The following is a 21,758-nucleotide window of genomic DNA, read 5'->3' as shown; positions in this document are numbered from 1 at the left end:
GGGTCAAATCCTCACTGAACCGCGCCGGCTGGCGTGTTCAACAACACAACAGCAGCCGTCACCAGCAAATTGATCAGGGTCAGCGGCAGGCAGAATCTCCAGCTGAAATCCATCACCTGGTCATAGCGTGGGCGCGGAATAGAAGCGCGCAGCAGGATGAACAGCATGATGAAGAACGCCGTCTTCAAGAAGAACCAGAAGAACGCCAGTTGCGGCAGGATGTTGAACGGGCCGTGCCAGCCGCCGAAGAACAGCGTGACCAGCAGTGCCGAGATCAAGATGATGCCGATGTATTCACCGACGAAGAACATGCCCCATTTCATGCCGGCGTATTCAATGTGGTAACCGTCGGCCAGTTCCTGTTCCGCTTCCGGCTGGTCGAACGGGTGACGGTGAGTCACGGCGACGCCAGCGATGAAGAAGGTACAGAAGCCAAAGAACTGCGGAATGATGAACCACAGGTTCTGCGCCTGGTACTCGACGATGTCGCGCATGTTGAACGAGCCGACCTGCACCACGATGCCCATCAGCGCCAGGCCCATGAACACTTCGTAAGACACGGTCTGGGCCGAAGCCCGCAAGCTGCCCAGCAGGGCGAACTTGTTGTTACTCGACCAACCGGCGAACAGCACCGCGTAGACCGACAGACCGGCCATGGCGAAGAAGAACAGCAAACCGATGTTCAGGTCCGCCACGCCCCAGGTCGGGGTGATCGGGATAACGGCGAAGGCAATCAGCAAGGCGCTCATGGCCACGACCGGTGCCAGGGTGAAGATCACCTTGTCGGCAAACGGCGGGGTCCAGTCTTCCTTGAAGAACATTTTGAGCATGTCGGCAGCGATCTGGAACATGCCGAATGGGCCAACGCGGTTAGGACCGTAACGGTCCTGCCACCAGCCCAGCAGGCGACGTTCGACGAAGCTGAGCAGGGCGCCCGCAACGACCACGGCCAACAGGATCACGATGGCCTTGACGACCGAGATGATCACGTCGATCACTTCAGGGGTGAACCAGGTCATTGCGCTGCCTCCTGCAGACCGTCAACGGTTTGGCCAAAGATCGCAGGCGGAATGCCGGCAAGGCCTTTAGGCAGTGCAACCAGGCCCGCGCCCAACTCGTCATTGATGCGCAGCGGCAGACGCAGAGTCTTGCCACCGACGTTCAGGCTGAGCAGGGCACCGTCGTTGACGCCCAGGCGGTCGGCTTCGGACTTGGCCACGGACACATAAGCGGCCGGGATGCGCTCTTGAACCGGCGCGGCTTTGGAAGAGGTCTCTTCGCTGCCGAACAGGTGGAAGAACGGCACAACCTGCCAGGTGCCCTGGGCCGGGTTGAACGGACGCGGTACGGCAGTGAACCAGTTCAGCGAGTCACCGGTGCTTTCGATCAGGCGCGTGCCCGGGTCGCCAGCACGGATGTGACCACCGACTTCGTCCTGGAACTTGTTCCAGGCCTGTGGCGAGTTCCAGCCCGGCGACCAGGCAAACGGCACCTGCTGACGTGGCTCGACCGAACCCGAGTAACCCTCCATCGAGAAGGCGAACGCGGTGTCAGGGTCTTGCGGTGTACGCGGTTCGTGCACGCTGATGTCGGCGCGCATGGCGGTACGACCGGAGTAACGCAGCGGTTCACGGGCCAGTTTCAAGCCCTTGATGCGGAACGAGGCAGACGGTGCAGCATCAACGATACGTGCCAGCTGCGGGCCGCTTGCGGCGGCCGCTGCGGTGACGTGGTCAAGCTGGGTCCAGTCGATCGGCTGGTTCAGCAGGGTAGCGCGCAGGGCATGCAGCCAGCGCCAGCCTTCGTGAACCAGGATGCTGGCGTCCATGTACTTCGGATCGAACACCTGGAAGAAGCGCTGGGCGCGGCCTTCTTGGCTGACCAGCGTACCGTCGCCTTCGGCGAAGGTGGCGGCGGGCAGCACCAGGTCGGCACGTTCGCTGGTGGCGGTCTTCTGGTGGTCGGCAACGATCAGCACTTTGGCAGCATCCAGCGCGGCGTCGACCTTGGCCGAATCCGTGCGGGTGTACAGGTCGTTTTCCAGTACCACGATGGCGTCGGCTTGACCGTCAGTCACGGCTTGCAGCGCGGCGTCCAGGGATTCGCCGCCGAGCATGGCCAGGCCGAGGCTGTTGGCTTCCGGCACGACCAGGCTGATGGAACCGTTCTTGTCGCGCAGCTTCAAGGCTTTGGCGATGTTGGCAGCCGCTTCGATCAGTGCTTTGGAACCCAGCGAGGTGCCGGCAATGATCAATGGACGCTTGGCCGCCAGCAGGGCGTCGGCGATGCGCTGGGCCAGTTCACCGGCTTCAGTGTCCAGGCCTTCAACGGCAGGCGCGCTGGCGTCCAGGGCGTGAGCCACGGCGAAACCGATGCGGGCCAGGTCGTCAGGTGCGGCGTGGACGCATTCTTCAGCGATGTCGTCGAGCTTGGTTTCAGCCAGGCTGGCGATAAACAGCGGGTTCAGCGCGTGCTGGCCGATGTTTTTCACCGCAGCGTCGAGCCAAGGCTGAACGCGCATGGCGTCGGCCATGTCTTCGGCTTTGCCTTTGACCGACTGACGCAGCGACAGCGCGATACGCGCGGCGGTCTGGGTCAGGTCTTCACCGAGCACGAAGATCGCGTCGTGGTCTTCGATGTCACGCATGTTCGGCACCGGCAACGGGCTGTCGTTCAGCACTTGCAGGACCAGGCGAATGCGCTCCAGCTCAGCGGCTTCGATACCGGAGTAGAAGTGCTCGGCGCCGACCAGCTCGCGCAACGCGTAGTTGCTTTCGAGGCTGGCGCGTGGCGAACCGATACCGACGATGTTGCGGCCGCGCAGCAGCTCGGCGGCTTTATCCAGCGCGTCGTCCAGGCTCAGCTTGGCGCCATCGGCCAGCAGTGGCTGGCGCGGGCGGTCTTCGCGGTTGACGTAGCCATAGCCGAAACGGCCACGGTCACACAGGAAGTACTGGTTGACCGAACCGTTGAAGCGGTTTTCGATGCGACGCAGTTCGCCGTAACGCTCGCCCGGGGAAATGTTGCAACCGCTGGAGCAGCCATGGCAGATGCTCGGCGAGAATTGCATGTCCCACTTACGGTTGTAGCGCTCGGAGTGAGTCTTGTCGGTGAACACACCGGTCGGGCAGACCTCGGTGAGGTTGCCGGAGAACTCGCTTTCGAGCACGCCGTCTTCAACGCGACCGAAGTACACGTTGTCGTGAGCGCCGAATACGCCCAGGTCGGTGCCGCCGGCGTAGTCTTTATAGAAGCGTACGCACCGGTAGCAGGCGATGCAGCGGTTCATTTCGTGGGAAATGAACGGGCCGAGGTCCTGGTTCTGGTGGGTACGCTTGGTGAAGCGATAACGGCGCTCGTTGTGGCCGGTCATCACCGTCATGTCTTGCAGGTGGCAGTGACCGCCTTCCTCACAGACCGGGCAGTCGTGGGGGTGGTTGGTCATCAGCCATTCGACAACGCTGGCGCGGAACGCCTTGGATTCTTCATCTTCGATGGAGATCCAGGTGTTGTCGGTGGCTGGCGTCATGCAGGACATGACGATACGACCACGGGTGTCGTTCTCGTCGGTGTACTGCTTGACCGCACACTGGCGGCAAGCACCAACGCTACCAAGGGCTGGGTGCCAGCAGAAATAAGGGATGTCGAGGCCTAGTGAGAGACATGCCTGTAACAGGTTGTCTGCCCCATCGACTTCGAGCGCTTTGCCGTCTACGTGGATAGTGGCCATGGTTCAAAGTTCTTCGTTGGCCCGTTGTCAGCGGGCGTGGCTAATGGAATCTTGTTATTCATGTGCATCTACACAGCCATAAAGGCGTCAGCACATGAGAAAGCGAAGCGCACGGGCCCTTCGCCTTTTTAAGCGTTACGCACCGACCATGGTCGGTGTGACCACCTGATTCAGATCGCCGGCGCGCGCAGGTGCGATGCCAGCCTCGAATTCAGAGCGGAAGTATTTGATTGCGCTGCCCAATGGTTCCACGGCGCCCGGTGCGTGAGCACAGAAGGTCTTGCCTGGGCCGAGGAAACCGACCAGACCCAGCAAGGTCTCGATGTCGCCTGGCTGGCCTTCGCCTTTCTCGATTGCCATCAAGAGCTTCACGCTCCAGGGCAAACCGTCACGGCATGGGGTGCAGAAACCGCAGGATTCGCGGGAGAAGAACTGCTCCATGTTGCGCAGCAGCGAGACCATGTTCACGGTGTTGTCCACCGCCATCGCCAGGCCGGTCCCCATACGGGTGCCGACCTTGCCGATGCCGCCGGCATACATTTGTGCGTCCAGGTGCTCAGGCAGCAGGAAACCGGTGCCGGCGCCGCCTGGCTGCCAGGCTTTCAAGGTGTAGCCGTCGCGCATGCCGCCGGCGTAGTCCTCGAACAGCTCGCGTGCGGTCACGCCGAACGGCAGCTCCCACAGGCCAGGGTTCTTGACCTTGCCGGAGAAGCCCATGAGCTTGGTGCCCATGTCTTCACTGCCTTCGCGGGCCAACGATTTATACCAGTCCACGCCGTCGGCGATGATCGCCGGCACGTTGCACAGGGTTTCCACGTTGTTTACGCAGGTCGGCTTGCCCCACACGCCTACGGCGGCAGGGAAGGGCGGCTTGGAGCGCGGGTTGGCGCGGCGGCCTTCGAGGGAGTTGATCAGTGCGGTTTCTTCACCGCAGATGTAACGCCCGGCGCCGGTGTGCACGAACAGTTCGAAGTCAAAACCGGAACCCAGGATGTTCTTGCCCAACAGGCCAGCAGCCTTGGCTTCTTCCACGGCACGGGTGAGGTGCTTGGCGGCGGTGGTGTATTCGCCACGCAGGAAGATGTAGCCCCGGTAGGTTTTCAGCGCACGGGCGCTGATCAGCATGCCTTCGATCAGCAGATGGGGCAGTTGCTCCATCAGCATGCGGTCTTTCCAGGTGTTGGGCTCCATTTCATCCGCGTTGCACAGCAGGTAGCGGATGTTGATGGATTCGTCTTTGGGCATCAGGCCCCACTTAACGCCCGTGGGGAAGCCTGCACCGCCGCGGCCTTTAAGGCCGGCGTCTTTCACGGTCTGGACAATGTCGTCCTGAGCCATGTCGGCGAAGGCTTTGCGCGCGGCGGCGTAACCGTTCTTGGCCTGGTACTCGTCGAGCCATACAGGCTCGCCGTCGTCACGCAGGCGCCAGGTCAGCGGGTGAGTCTCGGCCGAACGCTTGATCAGGTTGGCCGGGCCGAAAGATGTAAGGGTCATGGGTAGCCCTCGAGCAATTGGGTCACGCCAGCAGGCTGCACGTCACCGAATGTGTCGTCGTCGATCATCAACGCCGGCGCCTTGTCGCAGTTGCCCAGGCAGCACACCGGCAGCAGCGTGAAGCGCCCGTCCGCGGTGGTTTGGCCGAGGCCGATGCCCAGTTTGTTCTGGATCTCGCTGACCACTGACTCGTGGCCACCGATGTAGCAGACCATGCTGTCGCACACGCGAATGATGTGGCGGCCCACCGGCTGACGGAAGATCTGGCTGTAGAACGTGGCCACGCCTTCAACGTCGCTGGCCGGGATGCCGAGGATCTCGCCGATGGCGTAGAGGGCGCCGTCCGGCACCCAGCCACGTTCCTTCTGGACGATCTTCAAGGCTTCGATCGACGCCGCGCGCGGGTCTTCGTAGTGATGCAGCTCGTGCTCGATGGCCGAGCGCTCGGTTTCACTCAGGGTGAAACGATCTGTTTGGATAAGCGTGCTGTTCATGCTTAGCGGTCCACGTCGGCCATAACGAAATCGATACTACCCAGGTACGCAATCAAGTCCGCGACCATCTCGCCTTTGATCACCGAAGGGATCTGCTGCAAGTGCGCGAAGCTTGGGGTACGAATCCGGGTGCGGTAGCTCATGGTGCCGCCATCGCTCGTCAGGTAATAACTGTTGATACCCTTGGTCGCTTCAATCATCTGGAAGGATTCGTTGGCCGGCATGACCGGGCCCCACGAAACTTGCAGGAAGTGCGTGATCAGGGTTTCGATGTGCTGCAGCGTGCGTTCTTTCGGCGGCGGCGTGGTCAGCGGGTGATCCGCCTTGTACGGACCTGCCGGCATGTTGCGCATGCACTGCTCGATGATCTTCAGGCTCTGGCGCATTTCTTCGACGCGCACGATGCAACGGTCGTAGGCATCGCCGTTGGCCGCCAGCGGTACTTCGAATTCGAAGTTCTCGTAGCCGGAGTACGGGCGTGCTTTACGCAGGTCGAAGTCGCAGCCGGTGGAACGCAGGCCGGCACCGGTGACGCCCCATTCCAGGGCCTCTTTGGTGTTGTACTGCGCGACGCCGATGGTGCGACCCTTGAGGATGCTGTTGTCCAGCGCGGCTTTCTGGTACTCGTCCAGACGCTTGGGCATCCAGTCGATGAATTCCTTGACCAGGCGCTCCCAGCCGTTTGGCAGGTCGTGCGCCACGCCGCCGATGCGGTACCAGGCCGGGTGCAGACGGAAACCGGTGATGGCTTCGATAACCTTGTAGGCGCGCTGACGGTCGGTGAAGGTGAAGAACACCGGGGTCATGGCGCCAACGTCCTGGATGTAGGTACCCAGGAACAGCAGGTGGCTGGTGATCCGGAAGAACTCGGCCATCATGATGCGGATGGTGTCGACGCGGTCCGGCACCTTGATGCCGGCCAGCTTCTCGACCGAGAGCACGTACGGCAGGTTGTTCATCACGCCGCCGAGGTAGTCGATACGGTCGGTGTACGGAATGAAGCTGTGCCAGGACTGACGTTCGGCCATCTTCTCGGCACCACGGTGGTGGTAGCCGATGTCCGGCACGCAGTCGACGATTTCTTCGCCGTCCAGTTGCAGGATGATACGGAAGGCACCGTGGGCCGAAGGGTGGTTCGGGCCCAGGTTGAGGAACATGTAGTCCTCGTTGGTGCCGGAGCGTTTCATGCCCCAGTCTTCCGGACGGAAGCGTGCAGCCTCTTCTTCCAGCTGCTGCTTGGCGAGCGTCAGGCTGAACGGATCGAATTCGGTAGCGCGCGCAGGGTAGTCCTTGCGCAGCGGGTGACCTTCCCAGGTGGGCGGCATCATGATGCGCGTCAGGTGCGGGTGGCCCGGGAAGTCGATGCCGAACATGTCCCAGACTTCGCGCTCATACCAGCTGGCGTTCGGCCAGATGCCGGTGATGGTCGGAATGCTCAGGTCGCTTTCGGACAGGGCAACCTTGATCATCACGTCGCTGTTACGCTCCAGCGACATCAAGTGATAGAACACGGTGAAATCGGCGCCGCTCGGCAGCCCCTGGCGCTTGGTGCGCAGACGCTCGTCCACGCCATGCAGGTCATAGAGCATGACGTACGGCTTGGGCAGGTTGCGCAGGAAAGTCAGGACTTCGACGAGCTTGGCACGCGCCACCCACAGCACCGGCATACCGGTGCGTGTGGCCTGGGCGGTGAAGGCGTCAGGGCCAAAACGGTTATTGAGTTCGACAACCACATCCTGGTCGTCTGCCTTATAAGGCGGGATGCGTCGAGCACTGCCTGTAGTCATGGTTTTTTATCGCTTTCGGTCAACGTAAAGAATGAAGCCAGGTTTTCGTTCTATAAAAGAAGCGGTGCTGGATCAGACTTCGTCGGGGCTGCGCAGGTTGGTGACTGCGATTCGCTGTTCGCGGCGCTGTTCCTTTTGTGACGGCATCTCGGCGCGATACACGCCTTGATCGCCGACAACCCAGGAAAGTGGGCGACGCTCCTTGCCAATCGATTCCTGCAACAGCATCAAGCCTTGCAGAAATGCTTCGGGGCGGGGCGGGCAGCCAGGCACGTAGACGTCCACGGGCAGGAACTTGTCCACCCCTTGAACGACGGAGTAGATGTCGTACATGCCACCGGAGTTGGCGCACGAACCCATGGAGATAACCCACTTTGGCTCGAGCATTTGCTCGTAGAGACGCTGAATGATCGGCGCCATCTTGATAAAGCAGGTGCCGGCGATAACCATGAAATCCGCCTGGCGCGGTGATGCCCGAATAACTTCGGCGCCAAAGCGCGCGATGTCGTGGGGCGCCGTGAAGGCGGTGGTCATTTCCACGTAGCAGCACGAAAGACCGAAGTTGTACGGCCACAGGGAGTTCTTACGCCCCCAGTTGACCGCGCCACTCAGCACGTCTTCGAGCTTGCCCATGTAGATGTTTTTGTGGACTTGGTCTTCTAACGGGTCGGAAACGGTTTCGCGTTCGCCGATTGGGTACTGCTCGTTAGGAGCATCCGGGTCGATCCTGGTGAGATTGTATTGCATCGCCAAAGCCTCATTGTTTCAGCTTCGCTTGCCGCTTGCGACGAGCTTCCGGAGCCCAGTCAAGGGCGCCCACTCGAAATAGGTAGACAAGGCCTGCCAACAGAATTGCTATGAAAACGAGGGCTTCGACGAATCCGGTCCAGCCGCTTTCGCGGACGGACACAGACCAGGCAAAGAGAAAGAGGGCTTCGATATCGAAGATCACGAACAGCATCGCGACCAGATAGAATTTGGCTGAGAGCCGCAAGCGGGCGCCACCTGTAGGCAGCATGCCGGACTCGAACGGTTCATTTTTGCTGCGGCCCCAGGCTTTTGACCCGAGGAGGCTGGAGACACCAAGCATGAAGGCGCAAAGGCCGACAACACCGAGGAGGAAAATGGCAAAGCCCCAGTTGTGGGCCATGAGTCCTGTCGCTTCGGTCATGCTGGAAATCCTTAACAGAGAGCAAAGGTCTCTGAGCTCGAAAAAGTAACGATGCAGTGACGATATGTCGCACTGCAATCAATCGCGGTGATTTTATGGCTAAACACCGGGCAAGTAAAATTCCGATAGCGAAATTATTCGATGGAATAAGCACATAGTGCACCTTCTTGGGGCTGTAACCCTTGTGGGGCGGGGATTAGCGGGCATTTAATCAATTCTGTTTTGTTTAACGGGTAACGAAGTTTTCATGCGCTAAATGATAATGAATATTGTTTGCGCAGGGTTTAAGCGAATGTTTCTCGTGTGGCGGGGGAAGTTGCCGTTACTTGCTTGATTGGTGCTTAGTTGCAGGTGGGGATCTTTTAACTGATTTGATTCGGGCAAACACCGCTCTGGATCAATGTTTTGCGCAAAACCTTCAGGTTGCATGCATTCCCACATTTTTAATCTCCTGTGTCTCAGGGCGTTTTTTCCGGGCAAAAAAACGCCCCGAACCAGTCGGGGCGTGATTGCTGTGCGGCAATGCGGTTAGGTCTTCCATGGGGCCGCAATGGCCGTGTACTCGCTACTTAGTGGAACTGCTCTTCTTCGGTCGAACCGGTCAACGCGGTCACGGACGAGGTGCCGCCCTGGATCACGGTGGTCATGTCGTCGAAGTAGCCCGTGCCGACTTCCTGCTGGTGCGCCACAAAGGTGTAACCCTTGGCTGCGTCAGCGAATTCCTGCTCCTGCAGCTTCACGTAGGCGGTCATGTCGTTGCGGGCGTAGTCATGCGCCAGGTTGAACATGCTGTGCCACATGTTGTGAATGCCGGCCAGGGTGATGAACTGGTGCTTGTAACCCATGGCGGACAGTTCGCGCTGGAACTTGGCGATGGTCGCGTCGTCCAGGTTCTTCTTCCAGTTGAAAGAAGGCGAGCAGTTGTAGGACAGCAGCTGGTCCGGGTATTCCTTCTTGATCGCTTCGGCAAAGCGACGCGCTTCGTCCAGGTCCGGCTTGGCGGTTTCGCACCAGATCAGGTCGGCGTACGGCGCGTAGGCCAGGCCGCGAGCGATGGCCTGGTCGAGGCCGGCGCGCACTTTGTAGAAGCCTTCCTGGGTACGTTCGCCCGTCACGAACGGCTGGTCGTACGGGTCGCAGTCCGACGTCAGCAAGTCAGCGGCGTTGGCATCGGTACGGGCCAGGATGATGGTCGGGGTGCCTGCAACGTCAGCAGCCAAACGAGCAGCAGTCAGCTTCTGTACGGCTTCCTGAGTCGGCACCAGTACCTTGCCGCCCATGTGGCCGCATTTCTTCACCGACGCCAGTTGGTCTTCGAAGTGCACGCCGGCAGCGCCAGCCTCGATCATGCTCTTCATCAGCTCGTAGGCGTTGAGTACGCCGCCGAAACCGGCTTCAGCGTCCGCCACGATTGGTGCGAAATAGTCGATGTAGCCTTCGTCGCCCGGGCCTTTACCGGCTTTCCACTGGATCTGGTCGGCGCGGCGGAACGAGTTGTTGATGCGCTTGACCACGGTTGGCACGGAGTCCACCGGGTACAGCGATTGGTCGGGGTACATGGATTCAGCGGAGTTGTTGTCCGCTGCCACTTGCCAGCCGGACAGGTAGATCGCCTGGATACCGGCTTTTACCTGCTGGACTGCCTGGCCGCCAGTGAGGGCGCCCATGCAGTTGACGAAATCTTTTTCGGGACGGAAGGACGGCTTGGCACCCTGGGTGACCAGCTTCCACAACTTCTCGGCGCCGAGTTTTGCAAAGGTGTGCTCAGGTTGAACCGAGCCACGCAGGCGGACGACGTCAGCAGCGGAATAAGCGCGGGTTACGCCTTTCCAGCGTGGGTTTTCAGCCCAATCTTTTTCAAGGGCTGCAATTTGCTGTTCGCGTGTCAGTGCCATGGGAAAAACCTCGTCGCATAGGTCTAGGTGGAAAATTCCATTTGCCAGCCACGTACTCGGTGCGTGGTGATGGCTGCTCGCTGACCAGAAGCTTGGCGGTCAAGCCGGGTTTGGCGGGGAGGGCGACGGGATGAACGACAGGCTCAAGGGGGAGTTGAGCAGGTAAGGGCGAACTGCGAACGGTCTTCGGGCATCGTGGGCCTTTGTACGATCCATCAGTGTGTAGCCGGGTTACCTGGTTAGCTTCCGTCCCTCGGGACAACTTCGTTCCAGTCGCAACCTCGTCAAACACACCTTGTGGGCGGTACAGACACGAATCGGCTCAGGTGGGTAGCTTAGAGCGGCGATCCGAAGGCCCTTGCCAGGGCCCCTGATTAGCGGGAGCGAGGCCATCATGCACAGGCTTTTTTGGATCGTCAAATGTTTTGTAGTGCTTTTTTTAAAGCACTACATCTTTAGTCTAAGACGACTCGTCAGTCAGTTTTTGGTGCTTCAGTTCAAGGTGTCGACCTTGACCCGCAAAGTCAGGTCATCACGGCCTTGAGTAGAGTAATTGCGGGTTGTAGAGGATTTGTCGGCCTGGGTCTCACGGTTGATGCCGGCCAGGGGGATCCACTCGCCCAGCCTGCCGCTGACAGTTGTGTCGGTACTCTGAACGTTCACTACATCGGGACGTTCCTGGCTCATGCGGTCACGGTTGGTGCTGATGGCCAGGTGCACGGTCTCGCCGGTGACGCTGGCGGTGACGTAAAAGCCCTGGGTGACGTTGCGATACTGGGTCTGGTTTTGCGGGCGGCCGTAGGCGTCGGGCTGAGTAGTGGTCAGCGGTACGCTCTGGCCAACCTGGATCAGCGCGGGCACGCCTTCGCTGGCCTGGATCTGCTGGATGCCGCCGTCGCGGCTGGCGGTACCGTAGCTGATGATGCGCGTCTGGTTGTCGCCGCTGTTCTGCTGGTTGTTTTCGTTGGTGTCGACGGTAATCAGCAGGCGCTTGGCGGGTGTGTCCAACTGCGCGAGCAGCGCGCGCAGGTCCTCGATCTTGCCCGGGTCGGCTTTCACAATCAGCTGGTTGCCGTAGGCGCTGACGCTGCCGTCCTTGCCGATGAAGTTCTGCGCCACTGGCAGCAGGTCGGCGCTGGTGCGGTTGCTCAGGTTGACGACCGCGGTGTCGGCGATTGCCGAGGCGCTGACAGTCAGGAGGAGGGCGGTGAGCAGGGTGCGTAGGGACATGTCCGTTATCTCTGCGAGTCATTTAGCGTGATAGTGCCAGTTTGTCGGCCTGGCAGGTCGCAAGTTTAGTCGTGAGCCGGCTTGGTGCAGTGAGCGGCCTCGTTGTGGTGAGCGAGCTTGTTGTGGCGAGCGGGCTTGCCCCGCGTTGGGCTGCGCAGCAGCCCCAATAAAAAACGCCGCGTTCTTTCAGAAAGAACGCGGCGTCTGGTTTTAGGGCCGCTGCGCAGCCCAGCGCGGGCCAAGCCCGCTCGCCACAGGGATCAGCCTTCGCGCACCATGTCCACATGCGGAATCCCGACTTCAAGAAACTCATCGCTGACAATCTTGAAACCCAGCCGCTCATAGAACGGCGCCGCATACACCTGCGCACTCAGAAACTGCTTGGTCTGGCCGCGTTGCTCGGCCAGCCCAATCACCGCTTCCATCAGCTTGTCGCCAACCTTCAGGCCGCGCCAGTCCTTGAGCACCGACACGCGCCCGATCTCGCCACTGGGCAGCAGGCGCGCAGTACCAATCGGAAAATCGCCTTCGAACGCCAGAAAATGCACGGCGTCGGCGTCGTCCGCGTCCCACTCAAGCTCAGGTGGAACCGATTGCTCAGCGATAAATACCGCTTCACGAATGCGCCGAATCTCGTCGATATCCTTTCGCCAGTCCGCGACACTTACGTGAATCTTATTCATCGGCAAATCCCAGGCTTCCTTGCTTGACCAATTCGCACAGCAGGTCGCGACCGTCTTCGTCTGCGAGCCACTCGCCGAGGTTTTCGCTGTGCAAGGCGTCGGCCGAGCACACCAGCTTCAACAGCTCGCGCAGTTTGCCTGGCAGGTAACGGCTCTGACCGCTGGCGAACAGCAGTACATCGTCATCGACTTCCGACCACGCCATGCGCGCGCTTGGGTTGCGCACCAGGATCGCGCCGCCTTCCAGGCTGTTGACGAAGTCCTCTTCGCCCAATTCTTCGCCCGCCACCAGTTCAGGGTAGCGCGGCTCGGTCATGAACTGGCCAAACCAGGTCAGCAGCATGCGCTCGTCGCTCATGTGCTCGGCCAGCAGGCTCTTCAGGCGGTCCAGCGCGTCACCCTGGATCTGGTGCGGGTCGCTTGCCGGCTGGGCGTCGGCGTCGGTGTAACGCTCTTCGTCCGTCAGGTACTGGCTGAGGAAGTCGGTGAAGTGGGTCAGCACTTCAGCGGCGCTTGGCGCGCGAAAGCCTACCGAATAGGTCATGCAGTCATCTTCGGCGATACCGAAGTGTGCCAGGCGCGGCGGCAGGTAGAGCATATCGCCCGGTTCCAGCACCCATTCTTCGCTTTGTTCGAACTCGGCGAGGATGCGCAGGTCGGCATGCTGCAGCAGCGGGCTTTCGGAGTTGCACATCTGGCCGATTTTCCAGTTCCGCTTGCCTTGGGCTTGCAGCAGGAACACGTCGTAGTTATCGAAGTGCGGGCCAACGCTGCCGCCGGGTGCGGCAAAGCTGATCATCACATCGTCGATGCGCCAGCTTGGCAGGAAGCGGAAGTGCTCCAGCAACTCGGCGACTTCCGGCACGAACTGATCGACGGCCTGCACCAGCAGGGTCCACTCACGCTCGGGCAGGGTGCTGAAGGCGTCTTCGGCGAATGGGCCGCGACGCAGCTCCCACGGGCGTTCGCCGTGTTCGATCACCAGGCGCGATTCAACTTCTTCTTCCAGGGCTAAGCCGGCCAGTTCGTCGGCGTCGATCGGGCTTTCGAAGTCAGGGATGGCCTGACGGATCAGCAACGGTTTTTTCTGCCAGTAGTCGCGCAGGAATTCGCGTGCCGTGATGCCGCCCAGAAGTTGAAGAGGAATATCAGGATTCATGTGTAACCTATTGAAAGAAAGCACTTTTAAGACAGGAATAAAAACGCCCGGCGCGGCCGGGCGTCTCAAGAGGGCTTGCGCGAATCAGATGCGCTTGGCTTGGGCCACCGCGTTGCCGATGTAGTTGGCCGGGGTGAGCAGTTTCAGCTCGGCCTTGGCAGCGGCTGGCATCTCCAGGCCGTCGATGAAAGTTTGCAGCGCCTCGGGGCTGATGCCCTTGCCGCGCGTCAATTCTTTAAGCTTCTCGTACGGGTTTTCGATGTTGTAGCGGCGCATCACGGTCTGAATCGGCTCGGCCAACACTTCCCAGCACGCGTCCAGGTCAGCGGCGATTTTCTGCTCGTTGAGCTCAAGCTTGCTGATGCCTTTGAGGCTGGCTTCGTACGCGATCACGCTGTGAGCGAAGCCCACGCCGAGGTTGCGCAGTACGGTGGAGTCGGTCAGGTCGCGCTGCCAGCGGGAGATCGGCAACTTGCTGGCCAGGTGCTGGAACAGGGCGTTGGCGATGCCGAGGTTGCCTTCGGAGTTTTCGAAGTCGATCGGGTTGACCTTGTGCGGCATGGTCGACGAACCGATTTCACCGGCAATGGTGCGCTGCTTGAAGTAGCCCAGGGAGATGTAGCCCCAGATATCGCGATCAAAGTCGATCAGGATGGTGTTGAAGCGCGCAATCGCGTCGAACAGCTCGGCGATGTAGTCGTGCGGTTCGATCTGCGTGGTGTACGGGTTGAAGCCCAGGCCCAGCTCGTCTTCGATGAAGGCGCGGGCATTTTCTTCCCAGTCGATTTCCGGGTAGGCAGAGAGGTGGGCGTTGTAGTTGCCCACGGCGCCGTTGATTTTGCCCAGCAGCGGTACGGCGGCGACTTGAGCGATCTGACGCTCCAGGCGGTACACCACGTTGGCCAGTTCTTTGCCCAGCGTGGTCGGCGAAGCCGGTTGGCCGTGGGTGCGCGACAGCATCGGCACGTCGGCGAAACGGATCGCCAGTTCGCGGATGGCGTTGGCGGTCTGGCGCATCAGCGGCAGCATCACGTCATCGCGGCCTTCGCGCAGCATCAGGGCGTGGGACAGGTTGTTGATGTCCTCGCTGGTGCAGGCAAAGTGGATGAACTCGCTGACCTTGGCCAGTTCCGGCAGCTTGGCCGCTTGCTCTTTGAGCAGGTATTCGATGGCTTTTACGTCGTGGTTGGTGGTGCGCTCGATCTCTTTGACACGCTCGGCGTGCTCCAGAGCGAAGTTTTCCGCCAGGGCGTTCAGCACCGCGTTGGCTTCGGCGGAGAACGCCGGCACTTCGCTGATGCCAGGGTGGGCGGCCAGGCGCTGGAGCCAGCGCACCTCAACCAGAACACGAGCACGGATCAAGCCGTATTCGCTGAAAATAGGGCGCAGGGCCTGGGTTTTGCCGGCGTAGCGGCCGTCAACAGGGGAAACCGCAGTGAGCGAAGAAAGCTGCATGGGGTGTTCTCGGACAGTCGGGCAACGAAATGGGGCGCGTATCATACATGAAAAAATCCGCCGGTCCGTTGCCAACTGACCGGCGTATTACGCGTGAGGCGATAAAAATCCTGGTTGCTGCGACTTATTCGTTGCGCATCAACGGGTAAAGCTCTTTGAGCAATTTGCGTCGGCTGATCACCAGTTGCCAACGATGACCGCCCAACTGGCGCCACAACCGTGCCGAACGGATACCGGCCAGGAGCAGGGCGCGGATTTTAGAGGCATTGTTCGGTTGCTGCAGGTTGCGCATGTCGCCGTGCACCTGGATGCGTTGGCGCAAGGTGCTCAAGGTGTCCTGGTACAGCGCGCCGCAGGCGGCGATCACGTTTTCGTGGGCCGGGCCGAAGTGCTCGACCTGGGATTGGATCTGCGGCAGGCGCTTGCCGATGGTCTCGAGCATGTCGTCACGCTTGGCCAATTGGCGCTCAAGGCCGAGCATCGACAGGGCGTAGCGCAGGGGTTCGCGCTGCAAGGTGCTCGGATCGCGCTCCAGTGCGCCGATCAGCGCGCGATAGCCTTCGCGCAGCGCCAGGTCGTCGCCGCCATAGACTTCCAGGGTGTCCTTGGGGTCGCGGATCAGCAGGCTGCCGAGCATGCAGGTCAGGCCTGCCTCAGTCACCTGGCCGGTCTTGGCGATCTTGTCGACCAGTACCGCAGCGAGGAAAACCCCACCGAGTGCGGTCAGTTGCTCCTGGGTCGGGCTCATGCCGGGTTGCTCCAGGGTTCGGCGACTTCAATCACACCGCCCCCCAGGCAAATTTCGCCGTCATAAAACACCACGGACTGGCCAGGCGTGACCGCGCGTTGCGGGTCATCGAACGTGGCGCGATAGCCACTGGCGGTTTTCTCCAGGGTGCAAGGCTGGTCGCTCTGGCGATAGCGCACCTTGGCGGTCAGGCGGCGCGGCGTGCTTAGGTCGATCGGGTTGACCCAATAGATCTCCGAGGCCAGCAGCGCGCCCGAGAACAGCAGCGGGTGTTCATTGCCCTGGCCAACGATCAGCACATTGTTTTCCAGGTCCTTGACCAGCACGTACCACGGCTCTTCACCTGCGTCTTTCAAACCGCCGATGCCCAGGCCCTGACGCTGGCCGATGGTGTGGTACATCAGGCCGTGGTGGCGACCGATGACATCACCTTCGGTGGTTTTGATTTCACCCGGTTGCGCCGGCAGGTACTGCTTGAGGAAGTCGCTGAAGCGGCGCTCGCCGATAAAGCAGATTCCGGTGGAGTCCTTTTTCTTGGCGGTGGCCAGGCCGTGTTTCTCGGCGATCCGGCGCACTTCGGGTTTTTCCAGCTCGCCCACCGGGAACAGGGTCTTGGCGATCTGTTCGCCGCCGACGGCGTGCAGGAAGTAGCTCTGGTCCTTGTTCGGGTCCAGGCCTTTGAGCAGTTCGGTGCGGTCATCCACGTCGCGACGGCGCACGTAGTGGCCGGTAGCAATCAGGTCCGCGCCAAGGATCATGGCGTAGTCGAGAAACGCCTTGAACTTGATTTCGCGGTTGCACAGGATGTCCGGGTTCGGCGTGCGGCCGGCCTTGTATTCGGCCAGGAAGTGCTCGAACACGTTGTCCCAGTACTCGGCGGCGAAATTGGCGGTGTGCAACTTGATGCCGATCTTGTCGCACACGGCCTGGGCGTCCGCGAGGTCGTCCATGGCGGTGCAATATTCCGTTCCATCGTCTTCTTCCCAGTTCTTCATGAACAGGCCTTCCACCTCATAACCCTGCTCCATGAGCAGAACGGCGGAAACGGAAGAATCCACGCCGCCGGACATACCGACGATGACGCGCTTCTTTTGTGTGTCAGAAGGGGCTGGATCACGCATAGGATTTCAACGGGTGTCTTTAAAAAGGACGCGATTCTAGCAGGCTCGCGTCCGCAAGGCTAAAGAGAAGGGCGGATCAGTTCCAGACTGTGGCGCTGGCCGCTCAAATAATCATCGATGCAACGGATGATCAACTCGCTGCGCCAGTCGTCGCGCAGGGCCATCAGCTCGTCGCGGGTCAGCCAGCGGGCGCGGACGATGCCGTCGTCCAGTTGATAGTCCGGGTGGTGTTTCAGCGCCTTGGCGGTGAAGCAGACCCGCTGGTAGGTCACGCCATTGCTGGGCGCGGTGTACAGGTAGATCCCGACAATGCCGGTGGCCTCGACGTCCCAGCCGGTTTCTTCAAGGGTTTCGCGCACGGCGGCTTCGGTCAGGGTTTCGTTCGGGTCCAGGTGGCCGGCGGGCTGGTTGAGCACGGCGCGGCCGCCCTTGAGTTCCTCGACCATCAGGAAGCGGCCGTTGTCTTCGACGAGGGTGGCGACGGTGATGTGGGGTTGCCAGGTCATGGGAGGCCTCGATTCAAGATATGACGCGGTGTTTGGGCACAATTGCGGTCAGTGTGGGAGGGGGCTTGCCCCCGATGACGGTGTGTCAATTACCAATAGCTCGACTGATCCATCGCTTTCGGGGGCAAGCTCCTTCCCACATTTGATCCGGTTTCTTGCGTTGAACGGCACAAACAGAAACCCCGGCACGGGGCCGGGGCTTCTTTGCATCCTTACAACCTTACAACCTTACAACCTTACAACCTTACAACCTTACAACCTTACTTCAACTTGGCAATCGCCGCGTTGAGGGTGTTGCTTGGGCGCATGGCTTTGCTGGTCAGCTCCGGGTTCGGCGCGTAGTAGCCGCCGATGTCCACTGGCTTGCCCTGCACGGCGTTCAACTCGGCAACGATGGTCGCCTCGTTGTCGCTCAGGGTTTTGGCCAGTTCGCCGAACTGCGCTTGCAGTGCAGTGTCTTCGGTCTGGGCGGCCAGGGCTTGAGCCCAGTACAGCGCCAGGTAGAAGTGGCTGCCGCGGTTGTCGATGTTGCCGACTTTGCGCGATGGCGACTTGTTGTTGTCCAGGAACTGGCCAGTGGCCTGGTCCAGGGTCTTGGACAGCACCAGGGCTTTCGGGTTGTTGTAAGTGACACCCAAATGCTCAAGGGATGCTGCCAGGGCCAGGAACTCGCCCAGGGAATCCCAGCGCAGGAAGTTCTCTTCAACCAGCTGCTGCACGTGTTTCGGAGCCGAACCGCCGGCGCCGGTTTCGAACAGGCCACCGCCGTTCATCAGCGGCACGATCGACAGCATCTTGGCGCTGGTGCCCAGTTCCATGATCGGGAACAGGTCGGTCAGGTAGTCGCGCAGTACGTTGCCGGTCACCGAGATAGTGTCCAGGCCTTTGCGGGTGCGCTCCAGGGTGAACTTCATCGCGTCGACCGGCGACATGATGCGGATGTCCAGGCCGTCGGTGTTGTGGTCTTTCAGGTAGGCCTGAACTTTCTCGACCACGACGCCGTCGTGCGCGCGCTGTGGGTCCAGCCAGAAAATGGCCGGGGTGCTGCTGGCGCGGGCCCGGTTGACGGCCAGTTTGACCCAGTCCTGGATCGGCGCGTCTTTGGTCTGGCACATGCGGAAGATGTCGCCGGCTTCAACAGCCTGTTCCATCAGCAGGTTGCCCTTGCTGTCGGTGACGCGGACAACGCCGTCAGCCTTGATCTGGAAGGTCTTGTCGTGAGAGCCGTACTCTTCGGCTTTCTTCGCCATCAGGCCAACGTTTGGCACGCTGCCCATGGTGGTTGGGTCGAAAGCGCCATTGGCCTTGCAGTCTTCGATGACGGCTTGGTAGATGGTGGCGTAGCAGCGATCCGGGATCACCGCCTTGGTGTCGTGCAGCTGGCCGTCGGTGCCCCACATCTTGCCGGAGTCACGGATCATGGCCGGCATCGAGGCGTCGACGATCACGTCGCTCGGCACGTGCAGGTTGGTGATGCCTTTGTCGGAGTTGACCATCGCAAGCGATGGGCGAGCGGCGTAGACCGCCTGAATGTCGGCTTCGATCTGCGCTTGCTGCTCGGCCGGCAAGGCCTTGATGCGAGCGTACAGGTCGCCGATGCCGTTGTTCAGGTTGAAGCCGATCTGCTCCAGCACGGCAGCGTGCTTGGTCAGGGCGTCTTTATAGAACTCGGCAACGATCTGGCCGAACATGATCGGGTCGGAGACCTTCATCATGGTGGCTTTAAGGTGAACCGACAGCAGCACGCCTTGTTTCTTGGCGTCTTCGATTTCGGCGGCGATGAACGCGCGCAGGGCTTTTTTGCTCAGCACGGCGGTGTCGATGATTTCGCCAGCTTGTACCGAAGTCTTTTCTTTCAGCACGGTAGCGGTGCCGTCTTTGGCAACCAGCTCGATCTTCACCGCGTCAGCGGCTTCGATCTGTACGGCTTTTTCGCTGCCGTAGAAGTCGCCGTTGCTCATGTGAGCGACGTGCGACTTGGAGTCTGCAGCCCAGGCGCCCATTTTGTGCGGGTGCTTGCGTGCGTAGTTCTTGACCGACAGCGGTGCGCGGCGGTCAGAGTTGCCTTCGCGCAGTACCGGGTTCACGGCGCTGCCCTTGACCTTGTCGTAACGTGCACGGGTTTCTTTTTCCGCGTCGGTGGTTACGGTTTCCGGGTAGTCCGGCAGGGCGTAGCCCTGGGCCTGCAGCTCCTTGATCGCCGCTTGCAGCTGCGGGGTCGAGGCGCTGATGTTAGGCAGCTTGATGATGTTGGCTTCAGGCGTAACGGCCAGGTCGCCCAGTTCGGCGAGGTGGTCCGGGATAGCCTTGGTGCCCAGTTGCTCGGGGAAGCTTGCGAGGATGCGCGCGGCGAGGGAAATGTCGCGGGTTTCCACAGCAATATCAGCGGAAGCGGTGAAGGCCTCTACGATAGGCAGCAATGAATAGGTGGCGAGGGCTGGGGCTTCGTCGGTGAAGGTGTAGATGATCTTCGAGCGGGTGGGCATATTCGGATTAACTCTCTTCTTTGCTGAAAGCGTGCGCAGAAACTCGAGATGCGCCGGGTGGAGCGCGTTCGTTCAAAGTCATCCATGAGCGAAATGTCGAGGTTTCTTCGCGGTGATGTTGGGTTGCATCAGTCGAGCGTCAAGCGGGTGGACTATTGTAATAGTCCTGCTTTCTGGCTGAAGGCTACTGTCTAGAGCGGTCAGCTGTCGTGACTCTTGGGTCAGCGGCGGCATTATACATACGTCGCTATGCTTACGCCGAGCCTTCATACAAAAGGTGCGTCGTCCATTGGTCTAAAGGTCGCAGGTTGCCAGGTACGACTAACGTCGCGCGATGTGCTCAAGATTGGCGATTTTGCCTTTGCTTTCAGGCTTGTAGGCGACCAAATATGCTGTTTTCGATGCAAATGAGCGTGGCGTGAGGTTTCAGTCGCCATATATCTGGAGTAGGCTCGAACGCAGCCAGATGTTCAATCCATAGATGGAGTTCAGCATGGGATACAAGAAGATTCAGGTTCCGGCAGTCGGCGACAAAATCACCGTCAATGCAGACCATTCTCTCAATGTTCCTGACCAACCGATCATCCCTTATATAGAAGGCGACGGTATTGGCGTCGACATCAGCCCGGTGATGATCAAGGTGGTCGACGCCGCTGTTGAAAAGGCTTACGGCGGCAAGCGCAAGATCTCCTGGATGGAGGTTTACGCGGGCGAGAAAGCGACTCAAGTCTACGATCAGGACACCTGGCTGCCCCAGGAAACCCTGGATGCGGTCAAGGATTACGTGGTCTCCATCAAGGGGCCCCTGACCACGCCGGTCGGCGGTGGCATTCGTTCGTTGAACGTGGCCCTGCGTCAACAACTCGACCTGTATGTGTGCCTGCGCCCGGTGCGCTGGTTTGAAGGTGTGCCCAGCCCGGTCAAAAAGCCTGGCGATGTCGATATGACGATCTTTCGTGAGAACTCCGAGGATATTTACGCCGGCATCGAGTGGAAGGCCGGCTCGCCGGAAGCGATCAAGGTGATCAAGTTTCTCAAGGAAGAAATGGGCGTCACCAAGATCCGCTTCGACCAGGACTGCGGGATTGGCGTCAAGCCGGTCTCCAAAGAGGGCACCAAACGTCTGGCGCGTAAGGCCCTGCAATATGTGGTGGATAACGACCGTGATTCGCTGACCATTGTGCACAAAGGCAACATCATGAAGTTCACCGAGGGCGCCTTCAAGGAGTGGGCCTACGAAGTGGCGGCTGAAGAATTTGGTGCAACGCTGCTCGACGGTGGGCCGTGGATGCAGTTCAAAAATCCTAAAACCGGCAAGAACGTGGTGGTCAAGGACGCCATTGCCGATGCCATGCTTCAGCAAATTCTGCTGCGTCCGGCCGAATATGACGTGATCGCGACCCTCAACCTGAACGGTGACTACCTTTCCGACGCCCTGGCGGCGGAGGTGGGAGGGATTGGTATTGCGCCGGGGGCCAACCTGTCCGATACCGTGGCGATGTTCGAAGCCACCCATGGCACGGCGCCCAAGTATGCGGGCAAGGATCAGGTCAACCCGGGCTCATTGATCCTGTCGGCGGAAATGATGCTGCGCCATATGGGCTGGACCGAAGCCGCCGACTTGATCATCAAGGGCACCAATGGCGCGATTTCGGCCAAGACCGTGACCTATGACTTCGAGCGCTTGATGGACGGCGCCAAGCTGGTGTCGTCATCGGGTTTTGGTGATGCGTTGATTTCGCATATGTAAATCGCGGGCCATAAAAAACCGGCCATTCTGAAGTCTCGGAATGGCCGGT

Annotated in this window: 17 protein-coding genes; 1 reads left to right on the top strand and 16 read right to left on the bottom strand. The window is 60.2% G+C overall.

What is annotated here, in order from left to right:
- Positions 1-11: 11 nt before the first annotated feature.
- From nuoH to NTD89_RS09975, 16 genes are all read right to left on the bottom strand, one after another.
- Complete coding sequence (gene nuoH / locus NTD89_RS10050) at positions 12-1,019, bottom strand: NADH-quinone oxidoreductase subunit NuoH (protein WP_053256843.1); 1,008 nt, start codon at positions 1,017-1,019, stop codon at positions 12-14.
- Positions 1,016-3,730: an NADH-quinone oxidoreductase subunit NuoG gene (gene nuoG, locus NTD89_RS10045; protein ID WP_262207371.1), complete on the bottom strand. Its 2,715-nt coding sequence runs from the start codon at positions 3,728-3,730 to the stop codon at positions 1,016-1,018. The genes nuoH and nuoG overlap by 4 nt, the downstream gene beginning before the upstream one ends.
- Positions 3,731-3,865: 135 nt before the next feature.
- Positions 3,866-5,224 carry an NADH-quinone oxidoreductase subunit NuoF gene (nuoF, locus tag NTD89_RS10040; protein ID WP_106579872.1) on the bottom strand — a complete coding sequence of 453 codons (1,359 nt, stop codon included), beginning with the start codon at positions 5,222-5,224 and terminating at the stop codon, positions 3,866-3,868.
- Entirely contained in the window at positions 5,221-5,718 is a 498-nt protein-coding gene (gene nuoE, locus NTD89_RS10035) for an NADH-quinone oxidoreductase subunit NuoE (protein WP_056861694.1), read from the bottom strand. The genes nuoF and nuoE overlap by 4 nt, the downstream gene beginning before the upstream one ends.
- Positions 5,719-5,720: 2 nt before the next feature.
- Positions 5,721-7,505, bottom strand: a complete 1,785-nt coding sequence (gene nuoC, locus NTD89_RS10030; RefSeq protein ID WP_106579871.1) for an NADH-quinone oxidoreductase subunit C/D — start codon at positions 7,503-7,505, stop codon at positions 5,721-5,723.
- Between the two features lie 72 nt (positions 7,506-7,577).
- Positions 7,578-8,252 (bottom strand): NuoB/complex I 20 kDa subunit family protein, encoded by a 675-nt coding sequence (locus tag NTD89_RS10025; RefSeq protein ID WP_003174719.1) that lies wholly within the window; start codon positions 8,250-8,252, stop codon positions 7,578-7,580.
- A 10-nt stretch (positions 8,253-8,262) separates the two neighbouring features.
- Positions 8,263-8,676, bottom strand: coding sequence for an NADH-quinone oxidoreductase subunit A (locus NTD89_RS10020; protein WP_003219575.1), 414 nt, complete (start codon positions 8,674-8,676; stop codon positions 8,263-8,265).
- 569 nt (positions 8,677-9,245) lie between these two features.
- Positions 9,246-10,571: an isocitrate lyase gene (gene aceA, locus NTD89_RS10015; protein WP_003219577.1), complete on the bottom strand. Its 1,326-nt coding sequence runs from the start codon at positions 10,569-10,571 to the stop codon at positions 9,246-9,248.
- 492 nt (positions 10,572-11,063) lie between these two features.
- Positions 11,064-11,801 carry a secretin N-terminal domain-containing protein gene (locus NTD89_RS10010; RefSeq protein WP_145164684.1) on the bottom strand — a complete coding sequence of 246 codons (738 nt, stop codon included), beginning with the start codon at positions 11,799-11,801 and terminating at the stop codon, positions 11,064-11,066.
- 260 nt (positions 11,802-12,061) lie between these two features.
- Positions 12,062-12,484, bottom strand: coding sequence for a GNAT family N-acetyltransferase (locus NTD89_RS10005; protein ID WP_145164686.1), 423 nt, complete (start codon positions 12,482-12,484; stop codon positions 12,062-12,064).
- The gene (locus NTD89_RS10000) at positions 12,477-13,643 is read right to left on the bottom strand and encodes a cupin domain-containing protein (RefSeq protein WP_124417851.1); all 1,167 of its coding nucleotides are present in this window, start codon (positions 13,641-13,643) and stop codon (positions 12,477-12,479) included. Before NTD89_RS10000 ends, NTD89_RS10005 begins: the two co-directional genes overlap by 8 nt.
- A gap of 84 nt (positions 13,644-13,727) precedes the next feature.
- Positions 13,728-15,098 carry an adenylosuccinate lyase gene (purB, locus tag NTD89_RS09995; protein WP_242199463.1) on the bottom strand — a complete coding sequence of 457 codons (1,371 nt, stop codon included), beginning with the start codon at positions 15,096-15,098 and terminating at the stop codon, positions 13,728-13,730.
- A gap of 124 nt (positions 15,099-15,222) precedes the next feature.
- Positions 15,223-15,846 (bottom strand): high frequency lysogenization protein HflD, encoded by a 624-nt coding sequence (hflD, locus tag NTD89_RS09990; protein WP_046068637.1) that lies wholly within the window; start codon positions 15,844-15,846, stop codon positions 15,223-15,225.
- The gene (mnmA, locus tag NTD89_RS09985) at positions 15,843-16,967 is read right to left on the bottom strand and encodes a tRNA 2-thiouridine(34) synthase MnmA (protein WP_262207367.1); all 1,125 of its coding nucleotides are present in this window, start codon (positions 16,965-16,967) and stop codon (positions 15,843-15,845) included. The genes hflD and mnmA overlap by 4 nt, the downstream gene beginning before the upstream one ends.
- A gap of 59 nt (positions 16,968-17,026) precedes the next feature.
- Positions 17,027-17,473 (bottom strand): NUDIX hydrolase, encoded by a 447-nt coding sequence (locus tag NTD89_RS09980; RefSeq protein ID WP_124417848.1) that lies wholly within the window; start codon positions 17,471-17,473, stop codon positions 17,027-17,029.
- A gap of 260 nt (positions 17,474-17,733) precedes the next feature.
- A complete protein-coding gene (locus NTD89_RS09975) occupies positions 17,734-19,959 on the bottom strand; it encodes an NADP-dependent isocitrate dehydrogenase (RefSeq protein WP_262207365.1) in 2,226 nt (741 codons plus the stop codon).
- Positions 19,960-20,452: 493 nt separating this feature from the next.
- Between NTD89_RS09975 and icd the strand changes: the two genes are divergently transcribed.
- The gene (icd, locus tag NTD89_RS09970; RefSeq protein ID WP_122729012.1) at positions 20,453-21,709 is read left to right on the top strand and encodes an NADP-dependent isocitrate dehydrogenase; all 1,257 of its coding nucleotides are present in this window, start codon (positions 20,453-20,455) and stop codon (positions 21,707-21,709) included.
- Positions 21,710-21,758: the final 49 nt, after the last annotated feature.

The sequence above is a fragment of the Pseudomonas sp. 14P_5.3_Bac1 genome (assembly GCF_025466135.1).
Lineage (GTDB): Bacteria > Pseudomonadota > Gammaproteobacteria > Pseudomonadales > Pseudomonadaceae > Aquipseudomonas.
This window is presented reverse-complemented; position numbering and strand designations above follow the sequence as displayed.

Excerpts from the sequence above, each read along its gene's own strand:
- purB (WP_242199463.1), bottom strand. The coding sequence starts at position 15,098 with ATGCAGCTTTCTTCGCTCACTGCGGTTTCCCCTGTTGACGGCCGCTAC.
- NTD89_RS10005 (WP_145164686.1), bottom strand. The coding sequence starts at position 12,484 with ATGAATAAGATTCACGTAAGTGTCGCGGACTGGCGAAAGGATATCGAC.
- nuoF (WP_106579872.1), bottom strand. The coding sequence starts at position 5,224 with ATGACCCTTACATCTTTCGGCCCGGCCAACCTGATCAAGCGTTCGGCC.
- hflD (WP_046068637.1), bottom strand. The coding sequence starts at position 15,846 with ATGAGCCCGACCCAGGAGCAACTGACCGCACTCGGTGGGGTTTTCCTC.
- nuoC (WP_106579871.1), bottom strand. The coding sequence starts at position 7,505 with ATGACTACAGGCAGTGCTCGACGCATCCCGCCTTATAAGGCAGACGAC.
- NTD89_RS10000 (WP_124417851.1), bottom strand. The coding sequence starts at position 13,643 with ATGAATCCTGATATTCCTCTTCAACTTCTGGGCGGCATCACGGCACGC.
- nuoG (WP_262207371.1), bottom strand. The coding sequence starts at position 3,730 with ATGGCCACTATCCACGTAGACGGCAAAGCGCTCGAAGTCGATGGGGCA.
- NTD89_RS10020 (WP_003219575.1), bottom strand. The coding sequence starts at position 8,676 with ATGACCGAAGCGACAGGACTCATGGCCCACAACTGGGGCTTTGCCATT.
- nuoE (WP_056861694.1), bottom strand. The coding sequence starts at position 5,718 with ATGAACAGCACGCTTATCCAAACAGATCGTTTCACCCTGAGTGAAACC.
- icd (WP_122729012.1), top strand. The coding sequence starts at position 20,453 with ATGGGATACAAGAAGATTCAGGTTCCGGCAGTCGGCGACAAAATCACC.
- NTD89_RS09975 (WP_262207365.1), bottom strand. The coding sequence starts at position 19,959 with ATGCCCACCCGCTCGAAGATCATCTACACCTTCACCGACGAAGCCCCA.
- NTD89_RS09980 (WP_124417848.1), bottom strand. The coding sequence starts at position 17,473 with ATGACCTGGCAACCCCACATCACCGTCGCCACCCTCGTCGAAGACAAC.
- mnmA (WP_262207367.1), bottom strand. The coding sequence starts at position 16,967 with ATGCGTGATCCAGCCCCTTCTGACACACAAAAGAAGCGCGTCATCGTC.
- NTD89_RS10025 (WP_003174719.1), bottom strand. The coding sequence starts at position 8,252 with ATGCAATACAATCTCACCAGGATCGACCCGGATGCTCCTAACGAGCAG.
- nuoH (WP_053256843.1), bottom strand. The coding sequence starts at position 1,019 with ATGACCTGGTTCACCCCTGAAGTGATCGACGTGATCATCTCGGTCGTC.
- aceA (WP_003219577.1), bottom strand. The coding sequence starts at position 10,571 with ATGGCACTGACACGCGAACAGCAAATTGCAGCCCTTGAAAAAGATTGG.
- NTD89_RS10010 (WP_145164684.1), bottom strand. The coding sequence starts at position 11,801 with ATGTCCCTACGCACCCTGCTCACCGCCCTCCTCCTGACTGTCAGCGCC.